Here is a 24,045-nt window from a genome sequence, read left to right as displayed (position 1 = left end):
CTGCATTCGTCATGATGTCGCGATGATCGCCTTTGCCATCCGTTCCGCCAGCATAATCACGGTGAGGTTGGTCGGCGTCGATGGGATCTCCGGAAAAGTCGAAGCATCAACAACCTTCAGACCTTGCACGCGACGAACCGTTCCGCCGCCGTCCACAACAGCGGAGGCGTCGGCATTGCCACCCATCGGCGCCGTTCCGGATCCGTGATGGTAGGTGTCGAGTTTCGAGCAGAGAACATCACGGCCATCAGGCTCTAGCCGTTCGTGCTGGTCCAGAACCCGGCGACAGTTCGATCGTTCGCGAATCTCGATAACGTTGGTAGGCTGCGATGGCGCGATTTGCGAGCAGCAGCTTGTTGCGCTGACCTTGCGCGATCATGAACTGCAGGTTGTTGACGACGAGCGCGCGCGTCTCGGTGTAGTCATCGATTGCGCCCGCGCGATCGAGATATTCGAGCGCAATTTCCGCTGCGCTCTCCGTCAAGAACATTATATCGTCATCCCTGAACCAGACTGACATTTTTAATCCTCATCCAAATTCAGCGGACTCCGAGAGAGCGCAAGGGTCCGTTACCGATCGGCTACCGATCGAGGTTTGCGCCGCAGCGGGGGCACACGAACGATCGACACCTTACGATTTGCGACATTGATCAACCTTGGGGATCGAGCCGGGTTTTTGCTCAAGCAGGGCAAGGAGGCCACGGGTGGAGTGGCCTCCAAAGCGACGTCCGTGCCTGGGTCTACCATTCCTCCCAGGTGTCGCCGCGCCAATAGCCTCGTCCCTCGTGCTCGCGAAAAACGTAGTGCTCGTTGGGACCCCATCGCCAGTCATCGTCATGAACGACCACGCCGGCTGTCGACGGATAGGTATATCGCTCGTGGGTGTGCCAGCATACGTTCCCGCTGCAGACGACGGCGGCCGATGCGCTCATCGCGGAGGCCGACAAAACCCCGGCGCCGATCGCAGCGATTGTTAGCCCCTTGTGCAATAGGTTCATGCGGTTCTCCTTTCGGTTTTCATTGCCGAAAGGCCAACCGGCAATTTCGGCACGTGTTCCTAACCAGCCATGGGAAGCGATCACCGGCGAATTGAAGCGGCAGGCGGCCGGCCGGATCTGCCTCGCGTGCCGGATGCCGGGGAACTGGCGGTCAACGGCGCGATCGATCTGGATGCTTGGTCACGGTGATCGCAGACTCGGTTGCTGATGGCCCAAACGACTTAGGAACCCATCGCCGCGTCTCGGCTTCTGTTCCCAAGGAGATCGATATGAACAGAAAACCCGTGACGCCGGATTCCGGCCGCTCGAGCGACTGGGGTTCGCATGCGCAAACCGACAAGCCCTGGAAGGGCAATCCCGAGAAGGAGCAGCGCTCCGGACACGCGCGCACCGGCGACGCGAAGCGCTCGGGAGACGCGAAGCGCTCCGGAGACGATAAGCCGGACCTGGAAAAGTGGCATGAATCGAACACGCACTAATCGGCGAGGATACGATGGCTGCCTTTCACTTTGCGATCGTCAACGACAAGCGTGTGATCGACCAGACCGGCCAGCCGGTCGACGATCGTGACCAGGCGATTGCGATCGCAAAACGCCTTGCCATCGACCTGGCCGAGACCCGGCAGGAATATTTGGGGCGTGGCTACTTTGTCTCCGTCATTGGTGTCGACGCACGGGAAATTCACCGCGAGAGCATCGACAGTGCCGAGAAGAGCGGGTGAGGAATCCGATGGATATGGGCTTGGAAATTATCTACGGCATCGGAGCGCTCATACTCCTGACTGCCTTGATTTTCGCGGTGCTGCAACATCACTTCCGCAATAGGCGGGCGGTGCAGAGAGGTGATGAGATCGTTCGCAAGCGATACGAGCGGAACGAGACGTGATGCCCGTGCGCAGGCCGTGGCCGTCTTGGCTAAGGCCGGTCTGGTCAGCTCAACTCAATCTGAGCTGACATAGTTGGCGCGCCAGAGCAGCACAATGACGATCAGCGCGATGATCGCAGCGGCAATCGCGATCCACGGTACGTAGTCGGCCATTGGCTCACCTTCCGCGCCCGCTCCGGGGGCAGAAGCCACGCGAAGCGGCGCAAATCCGGAATCTAGAGTTGCGCGTGTTGGGTCGTCGGTCTTGAGATCTGGCTCAGAGCCGCGCCCGTGCCATCGTTCGGCTGGATCTGGGCGATATCCCCAAGTGCAATGATGCCGACGAGGCGCTTGTCCCGATCCAGCACGGGCAGGCGGCGAACTTGGATCGCCCCCATGTTTTGGGCGATATCTTCGATCTCCTGATCCTCGAAACAATATTTCACCTCGGTGGTCATGATGTCGCCGATCCGTGACTCCGGCCCTCGGCCCATGCCGATGCCACGAACCGCGATGTCGCGATCCGTAATCATCCCGACCAGGCGATCATTGTTGGCAACCGGCAGCATGCCAACCCCCAGCGTTCCCATGGCTTCGGCGACGTCGCGGAGCGTGTCGTCGGGCGTGCACAGCTGGACCTCCGGTGTCATCGCGTCGGATATCTTCATGATCGCCTCTCCATTTGGCTGGTTTTTCAACGGCCCAACGAGGCGGGCAGGATCGTCGTTCCTAACTTTATGCCGTGCTACCTGCCGTTCTCGGTGGTCAACTCGAACGACCTGACGACAAAGTGTTTCTCGACAACACGCAGCAGATCGACCGGCGGAGCGGCGTTTTCCGGACGTCGCCACGAAATCTCAAAGAGATATTCTGCGTTGACCGAGCCATCGTGGCGTCGCTGTTCCTGGAATCGGCCCTTGTAGTGCAGCGGCTTGATCAATGCCGGCAGCGCGTCGATCACGTCGAAGTTGGCTTCGCAGCTCACGGTGAGGGCCGCGCGGTGGCGTCGCGGGATATTCACGTCAACCCATTTGAGGATCGAGAGGGTGACGACCCCAATGGCGGTCGCGACGCAGCCCAGCGCGAGCTGGCCACCGCCGAGACAAAGGCCGATCACGGTGATCAGCCAGAGTGTAGCAGCAGTGGTCACGCCGGTGACGAGGTCGCCCTTCTTGAGGATCGTGCCGCCGCCAATGAAGCCGACACCCGTCAAGATCCCCAGCGGGAGCCGCATCAGGTCCATGACCGCGAAAGAGCCCGAATCCTTCCCTTCGAGGGTGAGAAGCAGATTGGCCTGGATCATCGAGAGAGAGGCGGCGAGGCCAACCAGGATCGTGGTTCGCAGGCCCGCGGCATGTCCGCGGGCACCACGGTCAAACCCGATGATGGCGCTGGCGAGAACTGTCAAAGCGAGGCGGATGGCGATGTCGGTCCAGGTTGGATGAAGCGGCATGTCCCGCTCCGGGCCTAAGATGCGTGGATGGAGCAGGGGGCCTTGCCCGGCCGCTTGAGCGTGCGGTTCAGGACAGTGGATTTCTGCGTATCGTACGGCATCGCATCGGTTCCATTTTCTCGAGAGCCAATGCCGGACGCAAATATTGGTTCCTATGGCCCGCTCGGACGCGGACCGGCCGATCCGAGTAACTTGCAAAGCATCTTGGCGTCGGCTGGCGCCGCGCTCTTCTGATCATTATCGAAATAGACGTAGACGTCACATCCATGCCGCTTCCAGCTGCGGATGCGCCTTGCCCAATCCAGGAGCTCGGCCGGCTTGTAGTGGCCGCGGTATCGGCCGCCCGGACCGTGGCCGCGGACATAGACAAAATCAGCTGTGCGTTTCCAGGGCGCGGGCGCGTCGTGGTGATCGGAAATGCAGAGCGCGATATTGCGCGCCGCCAGCATCTTCAGGATGCGCGTCTCGTACCAGCTCGGGTGACGAAACTCGAAGGCATAGCGTCGCCGTCCCTTCAGCAGCTTGAGGAACGACGCCAGCCGGTCGGCATCGACTGAAAAATTCGGCGGCAGCTGAAACAGGACCGGACCGGCCTTGTCGCGCAGCAGCGACAGGCGGTCTTCCAGCAATTCGAGACTGTTGACCGAATTCCCGGAGAGACGCTTCCAGTGCGTGATGAATTTCGATGCCTTCCAGGCGAACACGAAATCCTTCTCGGTCGCATCCCGCCAAGCTCTCACCGCCTCTTCCGTCGGCGTGCGATAAAAGACGCCATTGAGCTCCGTGGTGTGGAACTGGCTCGCGTAGTAGTTGAGTTGTCGCTTGAGCGGCAATCCCTTGGGAAAGAACGGACCGCGCCAGGACGGATAGTGCCAGCCGGATGTGCCAATCAATACGCGCGCCATGCAGTGGTCCGAGCTTTGGATCAAACTGTCTTTCACGCCGCCGCAACCCGCGCCGCGTCACAGGCCGGCTTGCCAGCCAAGCCTTTCCAGCCGGCCATCGAGCGGCGGTCGAGCGCCAGAAACGGGCGTTGCCTTCGTTCGCGGCGAATGGTTCAGAGACCGTCTACTCCTTGCCTGGAAGGATGGTCTCCAGCACCTGCCGGGCGGCGCCACGAATCACGCCAACCTCATTGGGGTCGCCCTTAGCCAAGGCAATGGAGAAGTTCTTGGCCTGCTCCAGCGTGATGTGTGGCGGGAGCGGTGGCACCTCCGGATCGGTCTTCACCTCCAGAACCACGGGGACATTGCTCTCCAATGCCTGATCCCAGGCCGGTCCAACGAGGTCAGGCCGATCGACAAAAATGCCGCGTAGCCCGATCATCTCGGCGAACCGCGAATAGGAGACGTTAGGGATGCGCTGCGATGCATCGAACTTCGGATCAGCGTTGATGATCCTTTGCTCCCAGGTCACCTGGTTGAGATCCTCGTTGTTGAACACGCAGACGATCCAGCGATGATCCTTCCACTGTCGCCAGTATTTTGCGACCGTGATCAACTCGGCCATGTTGTTCATCTGCATCGCGCCGTCGCCGACCAGTGCGATCACCGGACGGTCGGGATCGGCATATTTGGCGGCGATCGCGTAGGGGACGGCTGCTCCCATCGATGCCAGGCCGCCGGAGAGCGAGGCATTGATGCCGCGTCGCATCTTGAGGTCCCGCGCGAACCAGTTGGCGCAGGAGCCGGAGTCACTGGTGATGATGGCGCGGTCAGGAATCCGGGGCGACAACTCCCACGTGACGCGCTGCGGATTGACCGGCTTGGCGGGCTGCCGGGCGCGATCCTCGAGCGTCTTCCACCATTCACGAACGTTGTTCTCGATCGAGTTGCGCCAGCCGTCCGCGGGCTTCTGCTTCAGCCTTGGAAGCAAAGCATGCAGCGCCTCGGCGGCATCGCCGACCAGACCAACCTCCATCGGAAAGCGGATCGACAGCATGCTGGCGTCGATATCGATCTGAACGCCGCGGGCGCTGCCCTCCTTCGGCAGGAATTCGGCGTAAGGGAAGGCGGAGCCTACCATCAGCAACGTGTCGCATTCCATCATGAGGTCATAGCTCGGCTCGGTGCCAAGCAGCCCGATCGAGCCGGTGACCCAGGGGAGATCGTCTGGCAACACGGCCTTGCCAAGCAGCGCCTTTGCACACCCTGCCGATAGCCGATCCGCGATTGCGATTACCTCGTTGGTCGCACCAAGCGCGCCGGCGCCGACCAGCATGGCGACCTTTTTGCCGGCGTTGAGAACCTCGGCGGCGCGGTCGAGGTCGGCCTCGTGCGGGACGACACGCGGGCGAGCGTAGCCGATGCCGGAGCGCAGCGTGCCATGGGCGCGGGGCGGGTCGTCGTAAGGCTCCTCCTGAAGGTCGTTGGGAAGGATGACGGCAGTCACGGTACGTCGCGCCAGCGCGATACGCGCGGCGCGGTCGATCAGATGCCGAACCTGCGCCGGCGAGGAGGCTTGGGCGACATAGGCGCTGGCGACGTCCTTGAACATTGAGACCAGGTCGAGCTCCTGCTGATACTGGCCACCCAGCGCGTTGCGCGCCTGCTGACCAACGAGCGCGAGCACGGGCTGGTGATCCAGCAGCGCGTCATAGAGGCCGGTGGTGAGATGCGAGGCACCCGGGCCGGAGGTCGCGATGCATACCCCGAGACGTCCGGAGAACTTTGCGTAGGCCGATGCCATGAACGCGGCCATTTCCTCGTGACGCGCTTGGATGAACTCGATATCGCCTTTTGCTCGATTGAGCGCGCCGAACACACCGTTGATGCCATCGCCGGGATAGCCGAAAATGTGCCGCACACCCCAGTCATGGAGACGGCGGACGACGAAATCGCTGACGGTCTGGGGCATGGAAACTCGCTGGATAAGGTTGCGCTTGCAATCCTGAACCGCCTGGCCCGCGAGGTGTTCCAATGTGCCGGGCGATGCGGGTTCGGTCGCGCTATAGGAACACGCGGTCCAAAGCGGCGTTCGAGTTCAAACGCGTCGGGCATACGTGCCGAGCAAGCCACGGGGCGAGCATCATGGCGATTGAGTTCAATCACACGATCCTGTCGGCGCGCGACAGCAAGGCCTCGGCTATTTTCCTGGCCGAGATGTTGGGGTTGCCGGCGCCACGGCATTGGGGACCCTTCCAGATGGTGACGACCGCCAACGGCGCTAACCTTGATTATAAGGACACCCAAGCCGACTTCTCGCGTCAGCATTACGCCTTCCTCGTCAGCGAAGATGACTTCGACGCGATCTTCAAACGCATTGGTGAGCGGAAGCTGCCTTACTGGGCGGATCCCGGTCAACAGAGAGCCAGCGAGATCAACGACCACGATGGCGGACGCGGACTCTACTTCGAGGAGTTGAACGGTCATCTGCTCGAAATCATAACGCGTCCTTATGGCAGTGGCGGCTGGAATCCCTAACGGATCGCAATCGCAGCGGATCAACGCTGATAGAGCAGGCCGAAGGTCAGCGCGATCGCCGCGAACGCTGCAATCGTGCAGGCAAACGCGATGTCGGCGACCGTCGTGTTGGTGAGGCTCGACAGCACGCCGACGCCAATCACCGGCAGCGCGTTGCCGATGAAGCAGCAGACGAAATAGGTCGATACGACCGCGGCGCGCTGATCCGAAGGTGCGATCTGGTTGACCACCTGGAGGCTGCCGCGATAGCCGAGTCCGGTGGACACGGCGACGACAATCGTCGCCGCCAGCATGACCCAAAGAGACGCCGAAACCTGCGCGACGACGATTGCCGCGGCTGCGGGGATCATCAGCGCCAGCGACCACAGCATCGAGGTTCGACTGGCGAGCATCTGCGTCGCTACGATGACCAGCGCGACAACGAGGGCGAGCTCGAACAGCAGCGCTCCGCCGGCGGCACGGTTTTCGATGCGAAGGTCGTGCAACAGGATCGACGGCATCAACGAGGCATAGAAGCCGACCAGTGCCATCAAGCCGAAGCCGGTGATGGCAGGAGCTACGAATTGGGCTTGGATCTTACGCGGCAAAGCCAGTTTCGGTTGAATCTCGATCTGCCCACGATCCGGATGTTGCACGGTTTCCCGGGTGAACCAGATCAGCCCGGCGACCGCGCACGCGATAACTAGATAGACCACAAACGACAGCTGCAGCGGCCATGGCGCATATTGCGCGAGCAGCCCCGACAGCACCGCCGCGACACCGAGACCAAGGAAATTGGTGCTGGTGCCGATGATGGCCGCGCGTCCCTTGTCGGCTTCGCCGACCAGCTCGGCGAGCCAGGCATTGCCGGTGCCGCTGGCAAGCCCGATGCCGAGACCGCTGAGGATGCGGCCGGCATAGAGCCAGGTGGTACCGCGGGCGAACAGGAACACCAAGGCTGCGCCGATCAGGACCGCGATCGCTGATAGTGCCGTGGCCCGCCGGCCGGCGCGGTCGGAGGCGCGGCCGAACAGCAGCAACGCTGCGATATTGCCGATCGCATAGACCGCATAGATCAGTGTCAGGGTGATCTGCGAGAAGCCAAATGCCTTCTGATAGATCAGGTACAGCGGCGTGATCAGGGTGCTGAGGCCGAAGGCCGTGGCAAGCAGCATCCCGACCGCGGTTAGTGCAGCTGTGTTCCGAAGTTCCAACCGATGGTTGCGCACGGCGGCGAAATGCGCCATTCGAATTGCCTCATAAAGCCGGATTAGCGGGCCATCCACGATCGGACCGTTCGTTCCAGGCCCGGCAGCCGGATCGGCGGCTGCCGGCGGTCGATGGCTACTTTCGGTCCCTGTCGAGGTCCTGCGCCATTGCGAGATGGTGCTGCAGTGCCGGCAGTGTCTTGCCGGCCCAATCCTTCAGCTTCGGATCGTCGCCGCCCTTGGCGTAGCGTTCGAACAGCGAGACCGCGTCCTTGTGGGCGCTGATCTGCATCGGATCGTATTCGCTGGCGAAATCGTCTACCTTGGTGTTGCGCAGGACGTCGAGCTTCTTCCGGGAACTGTCGTCCAGCCCGGTCGGCAGCGCCGACTTCATCTCGCCGCTGACCATCGCCTTAAGCTCTGTACTGGTCTTGGTATGGTCAGTCACCATCTGATCGGCGAATTTCTTCTCCGCCGCATTGCCTTTCTGCTGGGCGATCTTGGCCGCCTCGATCTCCAGCATGTCGCTGGTTGCGGCCTCCTTGATAAAGTCCTCGGTCTTCGGCGCGACTCCAAGTACGGAATTAACGCCGGTCTTCTCACTCACCGATTGGGCTAGTGCGGGCGAAGCCAGCACACAGCTGATGGCAATTGCCAGAACGGTTTCCTTCATCGCGCGTCTCCTCAGGCCGCTTCGGCGTTGATGGCGCTGACGGCGAGCTTGGTCAGCGTTTCGTCCGTTTTCTTTTCCTCGGCCAGGGTCTCGTCGATCAGCTTGACGGCGTCCTTCATGCTGAGCCGGGCCGCCCATGCCTTCAGCGTGCCGTAGCGGGCGATCTCGTAATGCTCGACCGCCTGGGCCGCGGAGACCAGGCCGGGATCGAGCGCCGGCGTGTCGGCATACTCCTCCATGATCTCCTTGCCTTCGTCGAGGATACCCTCGATAGCGTCGCACTTCTTGCCGCGCGCCGGCTTGCCCATCAAATCGAAGATCTGCTCGAGCCGATCGATCTGGCCTTCGGTCTCGTCATGATGTTTCTCGAAAGCGGCACGCAGCTGGTCGGAGCCGGCGGCCCTGGCCATGCGCGGGAGCGCCTTGAGGATCTGCTTTTCAGCGTAGTAGATGTCCTTGAGGGTATCGAGGAAGAGGGCACTGAGGTCTTTCTCCGGCATCGGGTTGCTCCGTAACTGCGGGTTGATATGCACCCACAACCTGCGCTCCGGCTCCTCGTTCCTATCTGCGATGCACGTAGGTCACCGGCGGCTGCGCAGCTTTGCCGCAAGGCTATCAAGGAACGAAGCGTCTGCGCATCTGTTGGACGGTCTCACCGTTCAAACGGAGAATCGCGATGGACTGGAATCGTGTCGAAGGCAACTGGAAGCAGATGAGGGGCAAGGTCAAGGAGCAATGGGGCAAGCTCACCGACGACGACCTCGACGTGATCGCGGGCAAGCAAGATCAGCTCGAGGGCCGTCTGCAGCAACGCTACGGTTATGCCAAGGACCAGGCCGCGAAGGAAGTGAACGACTGGTACGGCCGCCAGAAATGGTAAGCGAGACCGCGCAGCAGGCCCCGCCCTTGGCGGGGCCTTTTGCTTGGCGCGGGTTTGGAACGGACGCCGATACGAGACGTTGGAAAATGCTGTTGTCGCTTCAGCCGTGGATATCAATGCCGATCACGGTCCGACCGACCAAGCCTGATATCGCGATTTCACGCGCCATCTCGCGCAACACGACGCCGCCGGCCGAGCGTGCCGCCTCGATCCTGACATGGGTGGCTGACGAGCACGTCGTTTGTGCCCTTACACTTGGGTGGTGGTTGTGGTGCCGCCGGAAACCCGAGCCGCAGCGCTTGGCGAGCGACCATCTTCTGATCACGGCGCTGGCCGCGTCGCTCGTTCCACATCTGCTCAAATCAGCCTTCGACCAGGAGCGGCCGGACCGGCTCACCGTTCTCGGGCATCTGCATGGCATTCCCATCTCCGGAAAGGCGAAGGATGCGTTCCCGTCCGGCCACGCCATTCAGGTCGGCGCCATCAGCTCGGCCGCGAGCCAGCTTCCGGAGGGACAGCGCCGAATGGTTCGAGTGCTCGGAGCGTGCCTGATATCGACGCGCGTGCTGCTGCTGGCGCACTGGGCGAGTGATGTCGTCGTGGGGTCGGCGATCGGGGTGGTGCTCGAGCGGCTGATCCGGCGCGCCACCGGGTATGGCCGCCGCAAGCGAGTGTGATCGATGGGGCAGCTTCACAGCCAACCAGGTCCGCATGCGGTGCATCTCTGCATCGACATGCAGCGGCTATTCGAGCCTGGCGCACCGTGGGCAACGCCTTGGATGAACCGCGTGCTGCCGTGGATCGTCGAATTGGCACGACATGCACCTGAACGTGCCGTGTTCACCCGCTTCATTCCTCCGCGCTCCAAGCATGACGCGCGTGGGATATGGCGTGCCTATTATGAGAAATGGGAATGCGTCACCCGCGAGCAGCTCGATCCGGGGCTGCTTGAGCTCGTGCCGGCACTCGCCGCCTATGTCCCGCCGGCTGCCGTTGTCGACCGACAAGTCTACAACGCATTCGGCAATGGCCGCCTGCATGCCCATTTGCATACGCTTGGAGTGGATACGATCATTGTCTCCGGTGGCGAGACCGACGTGTGCGTACTCGCTACCGTGCTCGCAGCGGTCGATATCGGCTATCGCGTGATCGTGGCCGAGGACGCGCTGTGCAGCTCATCCGATCGGAGCCACGACGCGCTGTTGCGGCTTTATGCCGAACGATTCAGCCTCCAGATCGAGGTGACGTCCACAACCGATATCCTGCGGATGTGGAGGCTCGACGACTGAGGTCGGGCGCGCGGTCGACGCCTGGGCCCCCGCGACTCGCATGGTTCGAAGGCATCACCCTGAGACAGCCGCGCCATAGGAACCACTGCAAGCGACGCACGTTGCCGGGAAGGGGGCGATAGGTTTCCCATGCGGCGTCGATCATTCCTGCTTTCGCTTGCAGTCTCCTTGGTGAGCACGACATCGCTGAGCCGAGCGGCCCTGATCCACGATCATATGCCGTGGGCTCCATACCCGACCTCGACGCCGGAGATCGAGCGGCTGGGTCCCTGGCAGTTCTTCACGGCGGACGAGGCGCGCGCGATGGAAGCGATCGTCGACCGGATCATCCCTCCTGACCCCGAGACGCCAGGCGGCAAGGACGCCGGGTGTGCCGTGTTTATCGATCGGCAGCTCAAGGGCGCGTACGGCGTCAATGAGGGTCTGTACACGCTCGGTCCCTACATCAAGGGCACCAAAGAGCAGGGGCCCCAATCGCCGATCTCGCATGCAGAGCTTTATCGAAAGGGGCTTGCCGGCCTCGACGCCTTCTGCCGCTCGAACCACAGCGACAAGCCATTTGCCGAGTTGAGCGCCGACGAGCAGGACGTGGTGCTCAAGAAGGTCGAGGCCGGCGAGGCCAAATTCGACGGCGTCGAAGCACAGGGGTTTTTCGATGCGCTGTTGAAGGACGTTCCGGAAGGCTTCTTCTCGGATCCGATCCATGGCGGCAACCGCGACATGGTTGGCTGGAAGATGATCGGCTTCCCCGGCATTCGCTACGACTACCGCGATTGGGTGCAGCGGCACAACGAACGCTATCCCTATCCACCGGTCAGCATCGCCGGCCGCGCCGACTGGACCCCTGCAAAATCGTGAGCACCAGCCAATGGCCCGCAAGCTGCCGCGCAAGGACGTCGTGATTGTCGGTCTGGGGTGGACCGGTTCGATCATGGCCTACGAACTCGCGAGCGCCGGGCTTGACGTGATCGCCATCGAGCGCGGCCCGTGGCGCAACACCGCGACCGATTTCCCGCCGGGTTACGCCGCGGACGAACTGCGCTACCGGATCCGTCACGAGCTGTTTCTCCGTCCGGACCAAACCACTTTCACCTTCCGCAACAAGATGAGCCAGACGGCGCTGCCGATCCGCAGCTGGGGCGCGTTCATGCCGCCGAATGGTGTCGGTGGCGGCGGCGTGCACTGGAATGCGGAGACCTGGCGGTTCCTGCCCTCGGATTTCGTGCTGCGCACGCATCTGACCGAACGCTACGGCGCGAACTTCCTGCCCGAGGATATGACGATCCAGGACTGGGGCATCACCTATGATGAACTCGAGCCGCATTACGACAGGTTCGAATATCTGTGCGGTACATCGGGGCAGGCCGGCAATGTCAAAGGCAAGATCATCGAAGGCGGCAATCCCTTCGAGGGACCGCGCTCGAGTCCTTATCCAAATCCGCCGCAGGATCAGCCATTCGGCCCCACGCTGTTTGCCAAAGCGGCCCGCGGCCTCGGCTACAAGCCGTTTCCCCAGCCGTCGGGCAACATGTCGCGTGCCTACCAGAACCCGCTCGGCGTGCGCCTCGGGCCCTGCACCTATTGCGGGTTCTGCGAGTGGTTCGGCTGCGGCAACTATTCCAAGGCCTCGCCACAGACCACGATCCTGCCGGCGCTAATCCGCAAGCCGAATTTTTCGGCGCGGGACAACAGCGAGGTGGTACGGATTGACCTCGACAGCTCCGGCAAGCGCGCGACCGGCGTCACCTACGTAGATACCGACGGCAACGAATGGGAACAGCCGGCCGATCTGGTTGTGCTGTCGGCCTACACGATCTTCAATGTGCAGCTCCTCCTGCTGTCCGGGATCGGCAAGCCCTACGATCCGCAGGCCAACACTGGCGTGATCGGCCGCAACTTCACCCATCAGACGATCTCCGACGTCGTCAGCTTCTTCGACCCGGCCAAGTTCGTCTTCAATCCCTTCATCGCATCAGGAGCGATCGGGATGTGCATCGACGAATTCAATGGCGACAATTTCGATCACGGGCCGCATGGCTTCGTCGGCGGCGGCTATATGGGGCAGGTGCAGACCAACGGCCGGCCGATCGAAACGACGCCGATCCCGCCGGGAACGCCGCTGTGGGGTGCACAGTGGAAGAAGGCGGTCAAGGAGAACTATCAGAGTGCATTGAAGCCCGGCACCGGCGTGCACGGCAGCATGTACAGCTACCGCGACGTGTATGTCGACCTCGATCCGACCTACAAGGACCGGTTCGGGCGTCCGCTGGCGCGCATCACCATGGATTTCCATGACAACGAGATCAAGCAGAACAGGTTCTTGACCGACAAGTTCGCCGAGATCTTCCAGGCGATGGGCGCGCGGCAGGTGCACAAGGAATATCGCAACGGGCCCTACGACATCACGAAGTACCAGACCACGCATCTGTGCGGCGGTGCGGTCATGGGCACCGATCCCGCGACCTGCGCGCTCAACCGCTATCTGCAGAGTTGGGAGGTGCCGAACCTGTTCGTGCTGGGCGCAAGCGCCTTTCCGCAGAACGCCGGCTACAATCCGACCGGCACGGTCGCGGCGCTGGCCTATTGGGCCGCGGATGCGATCCGCGGAAAATATCTCAAGCACCCGGGACAGCTGATCAATGGTTAGAGGCGAGCTGCTCGCGCTGATGGTTGCCGCGCTCGTCGCAAGCGGCGGGGCGGCTGTCAGCGCGGGTCTGCAGGACTTCGCGGCGGTCGAGCGCGGCCGCTACCTGGCCAACGCTGCTGATTGCGGCAGCTGCCACACGGTGCCGGGCGGCGAGCATCCCTTCGCCGGCGGACGGCCGATCGAGACGCCGTTCGGCGTGCTGGTCGCGCCGAACATCACGCCCGATCGCGATACCGGGATCGGCGCCTGGAGCGATGAGGAGTTCGACGCGGCCGTGCGACAGGGCATCCGCCGGGACGGCAAGCGGCTGTATCCGGCGATGCCCTACCCTTACTTCACGCGGATGTCGCGCCAGGACACCAAGGATATCCGCGCCTATCTTTCGACGATCGCGCCAGTGCACAACGCCGTGGCTTCCAACAAGCTGCCATTTCCGCTGAACATCAGGATGGCGATGTTGGCCTGGGACAAGCTCTACTTTTCGCCGGGCGAGTTTCACGCCAATCGCGACAAATCCGCGGAGTGGAATCGCGGCGCGTATCTGGTGCAGGGACCGGGCCATTGCGGTGCCTGCCATACGCCCAAGACATTCCTCGGCGGCGACAAGGCGTCAGCGAGCTTGCAGGGCTACACGCTGCAGGGCTGGGTGGCGCCCGACATCACCAGCGGAGAGGGACCGCTCGCGTCGTGGTCGACAGACGATCTCGCGCGATATCTCAAGACCGGCCACAATCGGTTCGCGGCGGCCGCAGGCCTGATGGGTGAGGTCGTCGATCTCTCGACGTCGAAGCTGACTGACGCCGACGTCAAGGCGATGGCGACGTATCTGAAGGATGTCACCGGACCAAAGGCTGCGGCGAATAGCTCGGCCGACCAGAAGGTGCTCGCTGCCGGCGGCGCGATCTACCAGGACCTCTGCTCGGCCTGTCACAAATCGGACGGGACCGGTGTCCCGAACCTGATCCCCAATCTCTCGCGCGCAGCTACGGTCGATACCGGCGACCCGACGACGGTGTTGCGGGTGATCCTGCAGGGCGCACAGAGCGTCGCCACCGATCAGGAGCCGACAGGCCCGGCGATGCCGGCGTTCGCCTGGCAGCTCAACGACGCGCAGGTCGCTGCCGTCGCCAGCTATGTCCGCAATCATTGGGGCAAGGGTCCAGCGGTCAGCGAGGAGCAGGTCAGGACGGAGCGAGCGGCACTCCACGCTAGGACAAACTGATTCACGTGCGGGTCATAAAATCCATCAGGCCGAGCCAGAGCAGGATGCCGAGCCAGAACAATCCGGCGCCGGCAAACAGCAAGGTCAGTGCATCGCGATGCCGCAGCTCCATGAAGATCGCGGCGACCAGCGCCGCCTTGATGATGCCGATGCCGAGCGCCACGACGGCGTTGCCCGCGCCGAGCGGCACATAGGCCACCGTTACGGTCAGTGCGAGCAAGCCCAGCAGGCCAAGCCAGGCCGCGATCAACGGAAGCGATGGGCGCCGTTGGGTCATGAGGCCGACCTTCCCGGCAGGTAGATCAGTGCGAACAGGAAGATCCAGACGACGTCGACGAAATGCCAATACAGAGCTGCGCTGTGCAGCGCTGCACGGTGCCGTGTCGAAGCGGCGCTGCGGCAGAGCAATGCCAGCACCGCCAACAGGCCGATCCCGATGATTATGTGAAGGGCGTGGATTGCGGTCGCGATGAAGTAGAAGATGAAGAACAATTGCACGCCGTTGGCGAGGGCGCCGGTGAACCCGAAATTGATGCCCGGTACGAGTTGTTCCTCATACTCGCCGTGATATTCGACGCCCTTCAGCACGAGGAAGACAAGCCCGAGGCAGATTGCGCCGGTGAGAAGCCAGGCCGTCAATCTGCGCGTTTCCACCGCGAAGATTTCGACGGCCCAGGCGACCAGGAAGCTGGAGGTGAGCAGGATCGCGGTGTTGGCCGTGCCGATCACGATCTCGGTGTGCCGGCTGCCGGTCGCAAAGCCCTGCGGGTAGGCGTGCCGGTAGACGAAATAGGCGAGCAGCAGACCGCCGAACAGCAGCACTTCAGTGGCGATGAAGACCCACATGCCAAGCTCGGCGGTCTCATCATCGCGATGGGCGATCGAGGCGAATTGCGGGGCGACGGCGGAACTATCAGGCATTCTGCGGCTCCGCCTCGAATTTGCGCGAATATTGATAGGGCGCGCGTGTCACGACGGGCTGGACGTCGAAATTGTGCTCGGGCGGCGGCGACGAAGTCTGCCATTCGAGCCCCGGCGCGTTCCAGGGATTGGCCGGTGCGCGGGCGCCAAAGAACACGGAATAGCCCAGATAGAACAGCGGTAGCAGGTAGGCGGCGGCCAGGATGGTGGCGCCGCCCGACGACAGTACATCCCACAACTGGAATTCTGGCGGATAGACGTGGTAGCGCCGCGGCATGCCCTCGGCGCCGAGCACGAATTGCGGGAAGAATGTCAGATTGAAGCCGAGGAAGATCAGGATCGCGGCGGCCCGCGCCCAGTATTCCGAATAGAGCCGGCCGGTGATCTTCGGCCACCAGTAATGCAGCCCGCCGAAATAGGCGGTGACCATGCCGCCAACCATGATGTAATGGAAATGCGCGACCACGAAATAGGTGTCGGTGGCGTGCACGTCGAAGGCAAGGCAGGCAAGAAACAGGCCGGTCAGCCCGCCGATCGTGAACAGCCCGATGAAGGCCAGTGCGTAAAGCATCGGCGCGTCGAACCGCAGTGATCCCTTGTGCAAGGTAGCGGTCCAGTTGAACACCTTGATCGCGGAGGGCACTGCAACGACGAAGCTCATGAAAGAGAACACGAGGCTCGCGAGCAGGGACTGTCCGGTGACGAACATGTGGTGACCCCAGACCAGGAAGCCGAGCGCAGCGATCGCAAGGCTCGCCCAGGCCACGAATTTGTAGCCGAACACCTGCTTGCGCGAGTAGCAGGAGATCAGCTCATTGATGACGCCCATGCCGGGCAGGATCATGATGTAGACCGCCGGGTGTGAGTAGAACCAGAACAGGTGTTGGAACAATAGCGGATCGCCGCCGATCAGCGGGTCGAAGAAGCCGACGCCGAAGAAGCGCTCGACCGCGATCAGCACCAGGGTGATCGCCAGCACCGGCGTGGCAAGAACGAGGATCACCGAGGTCGCGTAGAGCGACCAGATGAACAGCGGCAGCCGGTACCAGGTCAGTCCCGGCGCACGCAGCCGGTGAATGGTGACGATGAAGTTCAATCCGGTCAGGATCGACGAGAAGCCCGCGATGAAGACGCCTGCGGCGGCGACCATGACGTAGCTGTTGGAATAGAGCGTCGAGAACGGGGTGTAGAAAGTCCAGCCGGTGTCGATGCCGCCAGCCAGGATCGCAAACAGCGTCACGCTGCCGCCAAGCATGAAAATGTACCAGCTCAGCAGATTGAGTCGCGGGAAGGCGAGGTCGCGCGCGCCGATCATCAACGGCACGATGAAATTGCCGAGGGTGTTGGGGATCGAAGGAATCAGGAAGAACCACACCATGATGATGCCGTGCATGGTGAACAGGCGGTTGTAGATGTCGTCGCTGACGAGGTCGGCCTGCGGCGTGGCGAGCTCGATCCGCATCGCGGACGCCGCCGCGCCGCCGATGAAGAAGAACAGCGTGAGGCTTGCGAAATAGAGGATCGCGATCCGCTTGTGGTCGGTTGTGAGGAACCACGAACGAAGGGTGTAGTTGGCGTTGAGGTAATCTGCTTCCGTCATGGCTGTCGACCCAGCGATTTGATGTACAGGATCAGGCGAAGCAGCTGATCCTCGGTGACCTTGCCCTCGAAGGACGGCATCAGTGGCTCGTAACCCGCGGCGATCTGGCTGCGCGGCAACAGAATGGAGTCGCGGATGTACTTGTCGTCGGCGATCACGGTGCTGCCGTCGGATAGCGGCACCGGACGGCCGTAGACGCCTTCCAGCAGCGGTGCATGGATCTTGCTGCCCGCGCTGTGGCAGCCGCTGCATCCGAGCTGGCGAAAAAGCGCCCCGCCTTCATCCGCGAGCGGACTTGCCGGCGCCTGCTGCACAAGCCAGTTGGCAAAATCGGCTTCCTCCATCACCACGATCTCGCCGGTCATTCCGGAATGCGCGGTGCCGCAATATTCGGCGCAGAATAAATGATAGTGCCCAGTCTTCTGTGCGGTGAGTTCGAGGTCCTGATAGCGGCCGGGAACCACGTCGTGCTTCAGCCGGAGAGCGGGAATGAAGAAGCTGTGAATGACGTCCTGCGAGGCCATCACCAGCCGGATCGGACGGTCCACCGGCATGTGCAATGCATTGATCTCGGATTGACCGCCGGCATGCTGGACCTTCCACATCCACTGCTTGGCGACCACGAAAACGGTCAGTTCGTCGCGTGGCCTGCGGTAGATCTCGAAATAGACGCTCGCCCCCCAGACGAACAGGGCAAGAAAGCAGAGCAGGGAGGCCGTGGTCCAGCTGACCTCCCAGCGCCAGCTCTTGGCCTCGTGGTTCTCGCGCTCGACCTCGTTGCCGGCGCGATAACGGACGCAGAACAGCGCCATCAGGAAGAATAGCAGACCGAGCACGAGCGCGCTGGCGATCAGGAGCCCGGCGAACAGCAGATCGACGTCGCCGCCTTCCGGGGACACGCCGGGGTGCCAGAACGGTATCCACTGGCGCCACATGCTCAGGCCACTGCCGATGGCTTGGCGGAGAGATCGCGATTCACGGGGTGGGCCATCCTGGCAGGCCCTTTCGCAGCAGTAGTTCGGTGGCGCGCTTGACCGGCACGCGCACGATTCCGTGGTCGCGATCGACCCAGCCATAGGTGCCGATGATCTCGGCATCGTCGCGCTGCGCACGTGCAAGTTCTTCAGACGGTGCGACTTCCAGCGGTGGAGCGTTCGAGCTCAGCGCCGGTCGCGCAACGGGGCTGGCGTAGTGCAACGATTGCGGAAAGATCAGCGGCATTGCGAGCGGAACGATCAACACGAAGGCGCCAAGACCGGCTGCGATCCAGGCGATGGCATTGGTTGCGATGTCCGACCGCTCGAAGTCGAAGCCGCTCATCTGAGCCGTGTTCCCGGGTCCTTGCGCCCATAGTCAATGCGGAACAGGTCCCGGTGTTCCTCCGCTAGGAACCAATCGGCTGAGGCGAGATTGACGATCAGGTTACCCGCCAGCTGGTCGGCCCGGATGGCTCAGCTCTTTTCACCCGCCGCCGATACGTGGATTCGGTTGTTCCTCGTTGGAAGTCTTTCGCTGATGGCCGGTGGCACGGTTGGCATCATCGGTTTTGCGCGGTCCGCCTACATGACCTCGACCGATGTCCGCCCGCAGCAGCCGGTGCCGTTCAGCCATCGTCACCATGCGGGCGAACTTGGGATCGATTGCCGCTACTGCCACAGCGACGTCGAAAAGGGCCCGCAGGCCGGCTTGCCTCCGACGGAAACGTGCATGACCTGCCACTCGCAGATCTGGACCAATGCGGCGATGCTGGAACCGGTCAGACAAAGCCTTGCTCGCCACACACCGATCCAATGGACCCGCGTCGCGAAGCTGCCGGACTACGTCTATTTCCGCCATGACATTCACATCGCCAAGGGCGTCGGCTGCGAAATCTGTCACGGCCGCATCGACCAGATGGCGCTGACCTATCGCGCCAAGCCGTTCACCATGGAGTTCTGTCTGGATTGTCATCGCGACCCCGCACCGAGGCTGCGGCCACCGGAGCACATCACTGACATGGCGTGGACGCCGCCGGCCGACGCGCGCGCCAAAGGCGAGGCGATCGCCGTGCACGAAAAGATCCGCTTCGGCGAGCTCACCCATTGCACCGTGTGTCACCGATGAAGCGCGACCTTCGACGGTTCAATAATCACGTGGTGCCGCCGCAAGGCGGACCACGCCAATGGTCGGCTATCGAGGAACTGTCTGACGATCCAGCGTTCCAGGCCTTCGTCGATGCCGAATATCCGGCCGCGCAGCAGTTTTCGCCGACCGCCCGGCGCCAGTTTCTCAAGCTGATGGGGGCGTCTTTCGCGCTTGCCGGGCTTGCCGGCTGCGAGAAGAGCCCGTTCGTGGCGGCGTTGCCCTATGTCGACCAACCCGACGACGCGACGATCGGAACCCCACGCATCTACGCCACCGCGGTCGTGTTCGACGGACATGCGCAGCCGGTGATAGCGACGACCTATTCGGGGCGCCCGACCAAGCTGGACGGCAATCCCGAGCACCCGGTCACAGGTGGCCGTAGCGACGCCTTCATGCAGAGCGCGGTACTTGGACTCTACGATCCCGACCGTGCCCGCGCACCGACTCGCCGCGGCGAACCCGTGAGCTGGAAGGACGTGGTCGCGGCAATCGGCGTGCTCCGCGAGGGATGGGGCCGGGATGGAGGCGAGGGACTGCGGCTGCTGGTCGGCCCGATCACGTCGCCGACATTGTTGCGACAGCTGGATGCGCTGCTGAAGCAGTTTCCCAAGGCTCGCGTTCATCTCCATGCTCCCACGGAGGCTGCCGCGCAGCAGCAACTTGCCGGCGCGGCGTATGGCAAGCCGTTGGATCTGCATTACGCATTCGAGCAGTGCGACGTCATTGTCAGCCTCGACGATGACATTCTCGGCCCAGGCCTCGATCAGGTGCGTAATGCACGTGCCTGGGCAGCCTCCCGGCATCGCTTTGCCGATCGTCCGGGCAATCGCCTGTTCATGGCGGAATGCGCGCCGACGGCCACCGGCGCGGTGGCGGGCAACCGGCTGATCGCAGATGCGTCGCGCATGCCCGTTCTAGCGGAAGCGCTGGCAAATGCGTTAGGCGTTTCCGGCGCTGCCACGGGAGAACTCGCGGAGCGTGAGCGCGATTGGATCAAGCGCGTAACTAATGCCTGCGACAAGGCGCGCGGTAAATCTTTGGTCGTCGCCGGCGCGGTCGGCGGCGAGGCGGCTGCGATCTGGAGCGCGCGGATCAATGACGCCCTTGGCAATGCCGGACGGACGCTGAAATTCACCGACCCGATCGCCGGCCCGGCGTGTGCGGGGACGCTTGCAGAACTGGTCTCCGACACCAACGCGGGACAAGTTCATTCCGTGATCGTGATCGACTGCAACGCGGCGTACAGCGCCCCTGGCGAACTCAAGGCGGCGGAAGCATTACAGCGCGTGCGGACATCGCTTCATCTCGGTCTGCAGCGCGACGAGACCGGCGCGATCTGCGAGTGGCAACTTCCGCTCGCGCATGCGCTTGAGAGCTGGAGCGACGCGCGAGCGGTTGACGGAACGGCCACGATCATCCAGCCTTTGATCGCGCCGTTCTATGACGTGAGGACCGTTCATCAGATCCTCGCGATGCTGCTCGGCGAGATCGATCCCACGTCCGATGCCGCCGTGCGCGCGACTTGGCAGGCCGCATTCGGCGACGCGTTTTCGACGCGCTGGAAACAAGCACTCAACGATGGTTTCATTGAGGGCGCTGCCGCCTTTGTGGACGCAAAGCCCGTCAGCGGAGCCGTCGCCGCACCGCCAATGCTTGACGAAATCGACGTTGCGTTCCGACCCGATCCGACCGTATGGGATGGTCAATTCGCCAATATCGGCTGGCTGCAGGAGCTGCCGAAGCCGTTGACGACAGTCACCTGGAGCAATGTCGTCGCGGTCGCCCCTCATCTGGCGAAACGCATCGCGGTCGCCAACGGCGATCACGTGGAGGTGGGGATTGGCGATCGCAGCGTCACAGGTCCGGTCTGGATCATGCCGGGACAGGCCGGCAACACGGTCGCGCTCTATCTCGGCTATGGCCGGACACGGGCGGGGCGGGTCGGTGACGGTCTTGGTTATGATGCTTACCACGTGCGGCCGCCGGACCGGCCGTGGCTCGCCAAGGGCAGCCTGCGCAAGATCGGCGGTAGCGAAGCGCTCGCGGTCACGCAGCTCCATCACCGCATGGAAAGCTTTAATTTCGTTCGAGAGCTAACCCCCGGTGAGGCCGCGAGACCGGCATCGTCCGAGCAGGCGAGCTTCTATCCGAAATGGGCGTCATCGGAGAACGCCTGGGGCATGGTGATCGATCTTGATGCCTGTATCGGTTGCAATGCCTGCGTCGCCGCCTGTACGGCTGAGAACAACGTTCCGGTCGTGGGGGCCGATCAGGTCAAGGTCGGCCGCGAGATGCACTGGCTGCGGATCGCCCGCTACTATGACGGCAGCATCGAGGAGCCCAGGAGTTTCTTCCAGCCGGTGCCCTGCATGCATTGCGAGGACGCGCCATGCGAGATGGGATGCCCGGTGCATGCGACCACGCACAGCCCGGAAGGGCTCAACCAGATGGTCTACAATCGCTGCATCGGCACCCGGACCTGCTCGAGCTACTGCCCCTACAAGGTGCGGCGCTTCAATTTCTTCGACTACCGGGCGCCTTTCGAGTCCCCGACGCAGGCGGCGCACAATCCCGAAGTGACCGTACGCTCGCGCGGTGTGATGGAGAAGTGCACCTATTGCGTCCAGCGGATCGAGGCGGCCCGCGTCGTCGCCGACAAGGAGAGCCGGCCGCTGCGCGACGGCGAGGTCGTGACCGCCTGTCAGCAAGCCTGTCCGACCAAGGCGATCGTGTTCGGCGACATCAAGGATCCCAATTCCGAGGTGGCGCGGCTGAAGCGCGACGGCCGACACTACGTCCTGCTGGAGGAGCTCGGGACACGGCCGCGCACCACCTATCTGGCGCGCTGGCGCGATGACGGGTCGGGGAGCGGACAGGGATGAGCGATCACTCCGATATCCTGCCGAGGCGGCAGAGCATGGGCGGCATCGCCGACCAGCTCACCGGCATTCCGCTGCACTTCCCGGCGCAGCGCCGCTGGGTGATCGCGATGGCCTTCGCGAGTGCGCTGTTGTTGCTGCTGATGATCTCGGTCACCGAGCTGTTCACCCGCGGCGTCGGGATCTGGGGCATCAACATTCCCGTCAACTGGGCATTTGCAATCCACAATTACGTCTGGTGGCTCGGGATCGGTCATGCCGGGACGCTGATCTCGGCGCTGCTGCTGTTAACCGGCAGCGAATGGCGCAACTCGCTCAACCGTTTCGCCGAGACCATGACGCTGTTCGCCGTGATCTGCGCCGGCATCTACCCGATCCTGCACCTCGGCCGACCCTGGTATGTCTACTGGATGTTTCCCTATCCTGCGACGATGGGCGTCTGGCCGCAGTTTCGCAGCCCGCTGGAGTGGGACATCTGGGCGGTGCTGACCTATCTCACGGTCTCCCTGGTGTTCTGGTACACCGGGCTGATTCCGGATCTTGCCGCGGCGCGCGACCGCGCAACCAGGCGCGGCTGGCAGATCTTCTTCGGCATCACCTCGCTTGGCTGGCGCGGCTCGGCGGTGCACTGGCTGCGCTGGTCGCAGGCCTATCGGGTGACCGCTGCGCTCGCCGTGCCGCTGGTCGTGTCCGTGCATAGCGAGGTGTCGCTGCTGTTCGCATCCGGGCAGATCCCCGGATGGCACTCGACGATCTTTCCGCCCTATTTCGTGCTCGGTGCGGCATTCTCCGGATTCGCCGTGGTCGCGATCATCGCCGTCGCGCTGCGCTCCTGGTTCGGGCTGCGCAATCTCGTCACCGACGATCATCTCGACGTGCTCGGCAAGGTCCTGTTGGCGACAGGGCTGATGACGGCCTATGGCTACGTGTTCGAGGTGTTCGACGCGCTTTATTCCGGTGAGGCGCATGAGATACGAACGCTGATCGACCGTGTCGCCGGCGTCTACGCCTGGACCTATTGGGGTGCAGTGCTCTTCAACTTCGTGCCGTTGCAGGCGCTGTGGTGGAGGGGCGTGCGGCGCTCCGGCTGGGCGCTCCTGCTGATATCGATCTCGGTTGCGATCGGGATGTGGCTTGAGCGGGATATGATCCTCGTCACCAGCCTCTATCGTGACTTCCTGGTGTCGTCGTGGAGCAAGTTCACGCCGACCTTCTGGGACTGGTCGACTTATCTCGGCACGATCGGCCTGTTCCTGGTGCCGTTCCTGATCGCGGTGCGCCTCGTCCCCATGATCTCGATCTTCGAGACCAAGGAGCTTCTCCATGAGGAAAAGCGGGAGGCGCAGCATGGCTGAGCGCACCTATGGAATGCTTGGAGAGTTCAATAGCCCGGAAGCATTGTTGGCTGCCGCACGCCAGGCGCGTGCGGCCGGCTACCGTGACATCGACGCGTTCACGCCATTCCCCGTCGAGGGACTGGCGCGCATCCTGAAGCTTCAGCGTCCATGGATCTCCCTGGTCGGTTTGATTGGAGCTTTTGCAGGAGCGGGCATGGCCCTCCTGATGCAGATGTTCGTCAACTACGACTATCCGCTGAATGTCGGCGGCCGGCCGGTCTACGCGCTGTCGGCGTTCGCCGTGATTACGTTCGAGCTGACCATCCTGTTCTCCGCGCTTGCTATGGCGGTCGCCATGCTCTGGCAGAACGGTCTGCCGCGGCTCAACTATCCCGTTTTCGCAGCGCCGCGCTTCCACCTCGCCAGCAAGGATCGCTTCTTCCTTTGCGTCAAAAGCGAGGATCCGATGTTCGACGACCGAGAGACGGCGGCGTTCCTGGTCGGCGTGGGCGCCTCCTCGGTGGAGCGCGTGCCGCCATGACCAGATGG

Annotated in this window: 29 protein-coding genes; 14 read left to right on the top strand and 15 right to left on the bottom strand. The window is 62.8% G+C overall.

Going from position 1 to position 24,045, the window contains the following annotated elements:
• Window positions 1-9 precede the first annotated feature (9 nt).
• From ACVILL_RS36560 to ACVILL_RS36550, 3 genes are all read right to left on the bottom strand, one after another.
• Window positions 10-276: a GMC oxidoreductase gene (locus ACVILL_RS36560; protein WP_456734444.1), complete on the bottom strand. Its 267-nt coding sequence runs from the start codon at window positions 274-276 to the stop codon at window positions 10-12.
• Window positions 248-520 carry a hypothetical protein gene (locus tag ACVILL_RS36555; protein WP_456733464.1) on the bottom strand — a complete coding sequence of 91 codons (273 nt, stop codon included), beginning with the start codon at window positions 518-520 and terminating at the stop codon, window positions 248-250. The genes ACVILL_RS36560 and ACVILL_RS36555 overlap by 29 nt, the downstream gene beginning before the upstream one ends.
• Window positions 521-740: 220 nt before the next feature.
• A complete protein-coding gene (locus ACVILL_RS36550) occupies window positions 741-998 on the bottom strand; it encodes a hypothetical protein (protein ID WP_456733463.1) in 258 nt (85 codons plus the stop codon).
• Window positions 999-1,267: 269 nt separating this feature from the next.
• On the opposite strand from ACVILL_RS36550, the gene ACVILL_RS36545 reads away from it, so the two are divergent.
• The 3 genes from ACVILL_RS36545 to ACVILL_RS36535 are packed head-to-tail and all read left to right on the top strand — an operon-like array spanning window position 1,268 to window position 1,883.
• Window positions 1,268-1,477, top strand: coding sequence for a hypothetical protein (locus tag ACVILL_RS36545; RefSeq protein WP_456733462.1), 210 nt, complete (start codon window positions 1,268-1,270; stop codon window positions 1,475-1,477).
• Window positions 1,478-1,491: 14 nt separating this feature from the next.
• A complete protein-coding gene (locus ACVILL_RS36540; RefSeq protein ID WP_456733461.1) occupies window positions 1,492-1,719 on the top strand; it encodes a hypothetical protein in 228 nt (75 codons plus the stop codon).
• 8 nt (window positions 1,720-1,727) lie between these two features.
• Entirely contained in the window at window positions 1,728-1,883 is a 156-nt protein-coding gene (locus tag ACVILL_RS36535; RefSeq protein WP_456733460.1) for a hypothetical protein, read from the top strand.
• 215 nt (window positions 1,884-2,098) lie between these two features.
• On the opposite strand, the gene ACVILL_RS36530 is transcribed toward ACVILL_RS36535, so the two are convergent.
• The 4 genes from ACVILL_RS36530 to ACVILL_RS36515 all read right to left on the bottom strand — a co-directional run bounded on the left by ACVILL_RS36530 (window position 2,099) and on the right by ACVILL_RS36515 (window position 6,171).
• Window positions 2,099-2,530 carry a CBS domain-containing protein gene (locus tag ACVILL_RS36530; RefSeq protein WP_456733459.1) on the bottom strand — a complete coding sequence of 144 codons (432 nt, stop codon included), beginning with the start codon at window positions 2,528-2,530 and terminating at the stop codon, window positions 2,099-2,101.
• A 77-nt stretch (window positions 2,531-2,607) separates the two neighbouring features.
• Window positions 2,608-3,315: an MgtC/SapB family protein gene (locus ACVILL_RS36525; protein ID WP_456733458.1), complete on the bottom strand. Its 708-nt coding sequence runs from the start codon at window positions 3,313-3,315 to the stop codon at window positions 2,608-2,610.
• Window positions 3,316-3,467: 152 nt separating this feature from the next.
• Complete coding sequence (locus ACVILL_RS36520) at window positions 3,468-4,220, bottom strand: DUF72 domain-containing protein (protein WP_456733457.1); 753 nt, start codon at window positions 4,218-4,220, stop codon at window positions 3,468-3,470.
• Window positions 4,221-4,383: 163 nt separating this feature from the next.
• Entirely contained in the window at window positions 4,384-6,171 is a 1,788-nt protein-coding gene (locus ACVILL_RS36515; RefSeq protein WP_456733456.1) for a thiamine pyrophosphate-requiring protein, read from the bottom strand.
• A gap of 173 nt (window positions 6,172-6,344) precedes the next feature.
• On the opposite strand from ACVILL_RS36515, the gene ACVILL_RS36510 reads away from it, so the two are divergent.
• Window positions 6,345-6,737, top strand: coding sequence for a VOC family protein (locus tag ACVILL_RS36510; RefSeq protein WP_429021928.1), 393 nt, complete (start codon window positions 6,345-6,347; stop codon window positions 6,735-6,737).
• A gap of 20 nt (window positions 6,738-6,757) precedes the next feature.
• Here the strand turns inward: ACVILL_RS36510 and ACVILL_RS36505 are convergent, their stop codons facing one another.
• The 3 genes from ACVILL_RS36505 to ACVILL_RS36495 all read right to left on the bottom strand — a co-directional run bounded on the left by ACVILL_RS36505 (window position 6,758) and on the right by ACVILL_RS36495 (window position 9,097).
• Window positions 6,758-7,891, bottom strand: a complete 1,134-nt coding sequence (locus ACVILL_RS36505; RefSeq protein WP_456733455.1) for an MFS transporter — start codon at window positions 7,889-7,891, stop codon at window positions 6,758-6,760.
• 169 nt (window positions 7,892-8,060) lie between these two features.
• Entirely contained in the window at window positions 8,061-8,597 is a 537-nt protein-coding gene (locus tag ACVILL_RS36500) for a DUF4142 domain-containing protein (protein ID WP_456733454.1), read from the bottom strand.
• 11 nt (window positions 8,598-8,608) lie between these two features.
• Window positions 8,609-9,097, bottom strand: coding sequence for a YciE/YciF ferroxidase family protein (locus tag ACVILL_RS36495; protein ID WP_456733453.1), 489 nt, complete (start codon window positions 9,095-9,097; stop codon window positions 8,609-8,611).
• A 176-nt stretch (window positions 9,098-9,273) separates the two neighbouring features.
• Here ACVILL_RS36495 and ACVILL_RS36490 point away from each other — a divergent pair, with 176 nt between their 5' ends.
• The 6 genes from ACVILL_RS36490 (at window position 9,274) to ACVILL_RS36465 (ending at window position 14,635) form a co-directional block, all read left to right on the top strand.
• The gene (locus ACVILL_RS36490; protein WP_456733452.1) at window positions 9,274-9,477 is read left to right on the top strand and encodes a CsbD family protein; all 204 of its coding nucleotides are present in this window, start codon (window positions 9,274-9,276) and stop codon (window positions 9,475-9,477) included.
• 116 nt (window positions 9,478-9,593) lie between these two features.
• Window positions 9,594-10,154 carry a phosphatase PAP2 family protein gene (locus tag ACVILL_RS36485; protein WP_456733451.1) on the top strand — a complete coding sequence of 187 codons (561 nt, stop codon included), beginning with the start codon at window positions 9,594-9,596 and terminating at the stop codon, window positions 10,152-10,154.
• 3 nt (window positions 10,155-10,157) lie between these two features.
• On the top strand, window positions 10,158-10,766 hold the full coding sequence (locus ACVILL_RS36480) for a cysteine hydrolase family protein (protein ID WP_429021939.1): 609 nt from the start codon (window positions 10,158-10,160) through the stop codon (window positions 10,764-10,766).
• Between the two features lie 171 nt (window positions 10,767-10,937).
• Window positions 10,938-11,624, top strand: coding sequence for a gluconate 2-dehydrogenase subunit 3 family protein (locus ACVILL_RS36475; protein WP_429021942.1), 687 nt, complete (start codon window positions 10,938-10,940; stop codon window positions 11,622-11,624).
• A gap of 10 nt (window positions 11,625-11,634) precedes the next feature.
• A complete protein-coding gene (locus ACVILL_RS36470) occupies window positions 11,635-13,413 on the top strand; it encodes a GMC family oxidoreductase (protein WP_456733450.1) in 1,779 nt (592 codons plus the stop codon).
• A complete protein-coding gene (locus tag ACVILL_RS36465) occupies window positions 13,406-14,635 on the top strand; it encodes a c-type cytochrome (protein ID WP_456733449.1) in 1,230 nt (409 codons plus the stop codon). Before ACVILL_RS36470 ends, ACVILL_RS36465 begins: the two co-directional genes overlap by 8 nt.
• Window position 14,636: 1 nt before the next feature.
• Here the strand turns inward: ACVILL_RS36465 and ACVILL_RS36460 are convergent, their stop codons facing one another.
• The 5 genes from ACVILL_RS36460 to ACVILL_RS36440 all read right to left on the bottom strand — a co-directional run bounded on the left by ACVILL_RS36460 (window position 14,637) and on the right by ACVILL_RS36440 (window position 18,476).
• A complete protein-coding gene (locus ACVILL_RS36460) occupies window positions 14,637-14,912 on the bottom strand; it encodes a cytochrome C oxidase subunit IV family protein (RefSeq protein ID WP_456733448.1) in 276 nt (91 codons plus the stop codon).
• Window positions 14,909-15,556: a cytochrome c oxidase subunit 3 gene (locus ACVILL_RS36455; RefSeq protein WP_456733447.1), complete on the bottom strand. Its 648-nt coding sequence runs from the start codon at window positions 15,554-15,556 to the stop codon at window positions 14,909-14,911. Before ACVILL_RS36455 ends, ACVILL_RS36460 begins: the two co-directional genes overlap by 4 nt.
• Window positions 15,549-17,156, bottom strand: a complete 1,608-nt coding sequence (gene ctaD / locus ACVILL_RS36450; protein ID WP_456733446.1) for a cytochrome c oxidase subunit I — start codon at window positions 17,154-17,156, stop codon at window positions 15,549-15,551. Before ctaD ends, ACVILL_RS36455 begins: the two co-directional genes overlap by 8 nt.
• The gene (gene coxB / locus ACVILL_RS36445) at window positions 17,153-18,055 is read right to left on the bottom strand and encodes a cytochrome c oxidase subunit II (RefSeq protein WP_456733445.1); all 903 of its coding nucleotides are present in this window, start codon (window positions 18,053-18,055) and stop codon (window positions 17,153-17,155) included. Before coxB ends, ctaD begins: the two co-directional genes overlap by 4 nt.
• A 76-nt stretch (window positions 18,056-18,131) precedes the next feature.
• Window positions 18,132-18,476, bottom strand: a complete 345-nt coding sequence (locus ACVILL_RS36440; protein ID WP_429021958.1) for a hypothetical protein — start codon at window positions 18,474-18,476, stop codon at window positions 18,132-18,134.
• A gap of 126 nt (window positions 18,477-18,602) precedes the next feature.
• Here ACVILL_RS36440 and ACVILL_RS36435 point away from each other — a divergent pair, with 126 nt between their 5' ends.
• From ACVILL_RS36435 to ACVILL_RS36420, 4 genes are read left to right on the top strand one after another with little or no spacing between them, the layout of a single operon-like run.
• Window positions 18,603-19,259, top strand: a complete 657-nt coding sequence (locus ACVILL_RS36435) for a cytochrome c3 family protein (RefSeq protein ID WP_456733444.1) — start codon at window positions 18,603-18,605, stop codon at window positions 19,257-19,259.
• On the top strand, window positions 19,256-22,162 hold the full coding sequence (locus tag ACVILL_RS36430) for a TAT-variant-translocated molybdopterin oxidoreductase (protein WP_456733443.1): 2,907 nt from the start codon (window positions 19,256-19,258) through the stop codon (window positions 22,160-22,162). The genes ACVILL_RS36435 and ACVILL_RS36430 overlap by 4 nt, the downstream gene beginning before the upstream one ends.
• Complete coding sequence (nrfD, locus tag ACVILL_RS36425; RefSeq protein WP_456733442.1) at window positions 22,159-23,514, top strand: NrfD/PsrC family molybdoenzyme membrane anchor subunit; 1,356 nt, start codon at window positions 22,159-22,161, stop codon at window positions 23,512-23,514. Before ACVILL_RS36430 ends, nrfD begins: the two co-directional genes overlap by 4 nt.
• Complete coding sequence (locus tag ACVILL_RS36420) at window positions 23,507-24,037, top strand: DUF3341 domain-containing protein (RefSeq protein ID WP_456733441.1); 531 nt, start codon at window positions 23,507-23,509, stop codon at window positions 24,035-24,037. Before nrfD ends, ACVILL_RS36420 begins: the two co-directional genes overlap by 8 nt.
• The last annotated feature ends 8 nt before the right edge of the window (window positions 24,038-24,045 follow it).

It is taken from the genome of Bradyrhizobium sp. USDA 3364 (assembly GCF_054056355.1).
This window is presented reverse-complemented; position numbering and strand designations above follow the sequence as displayed.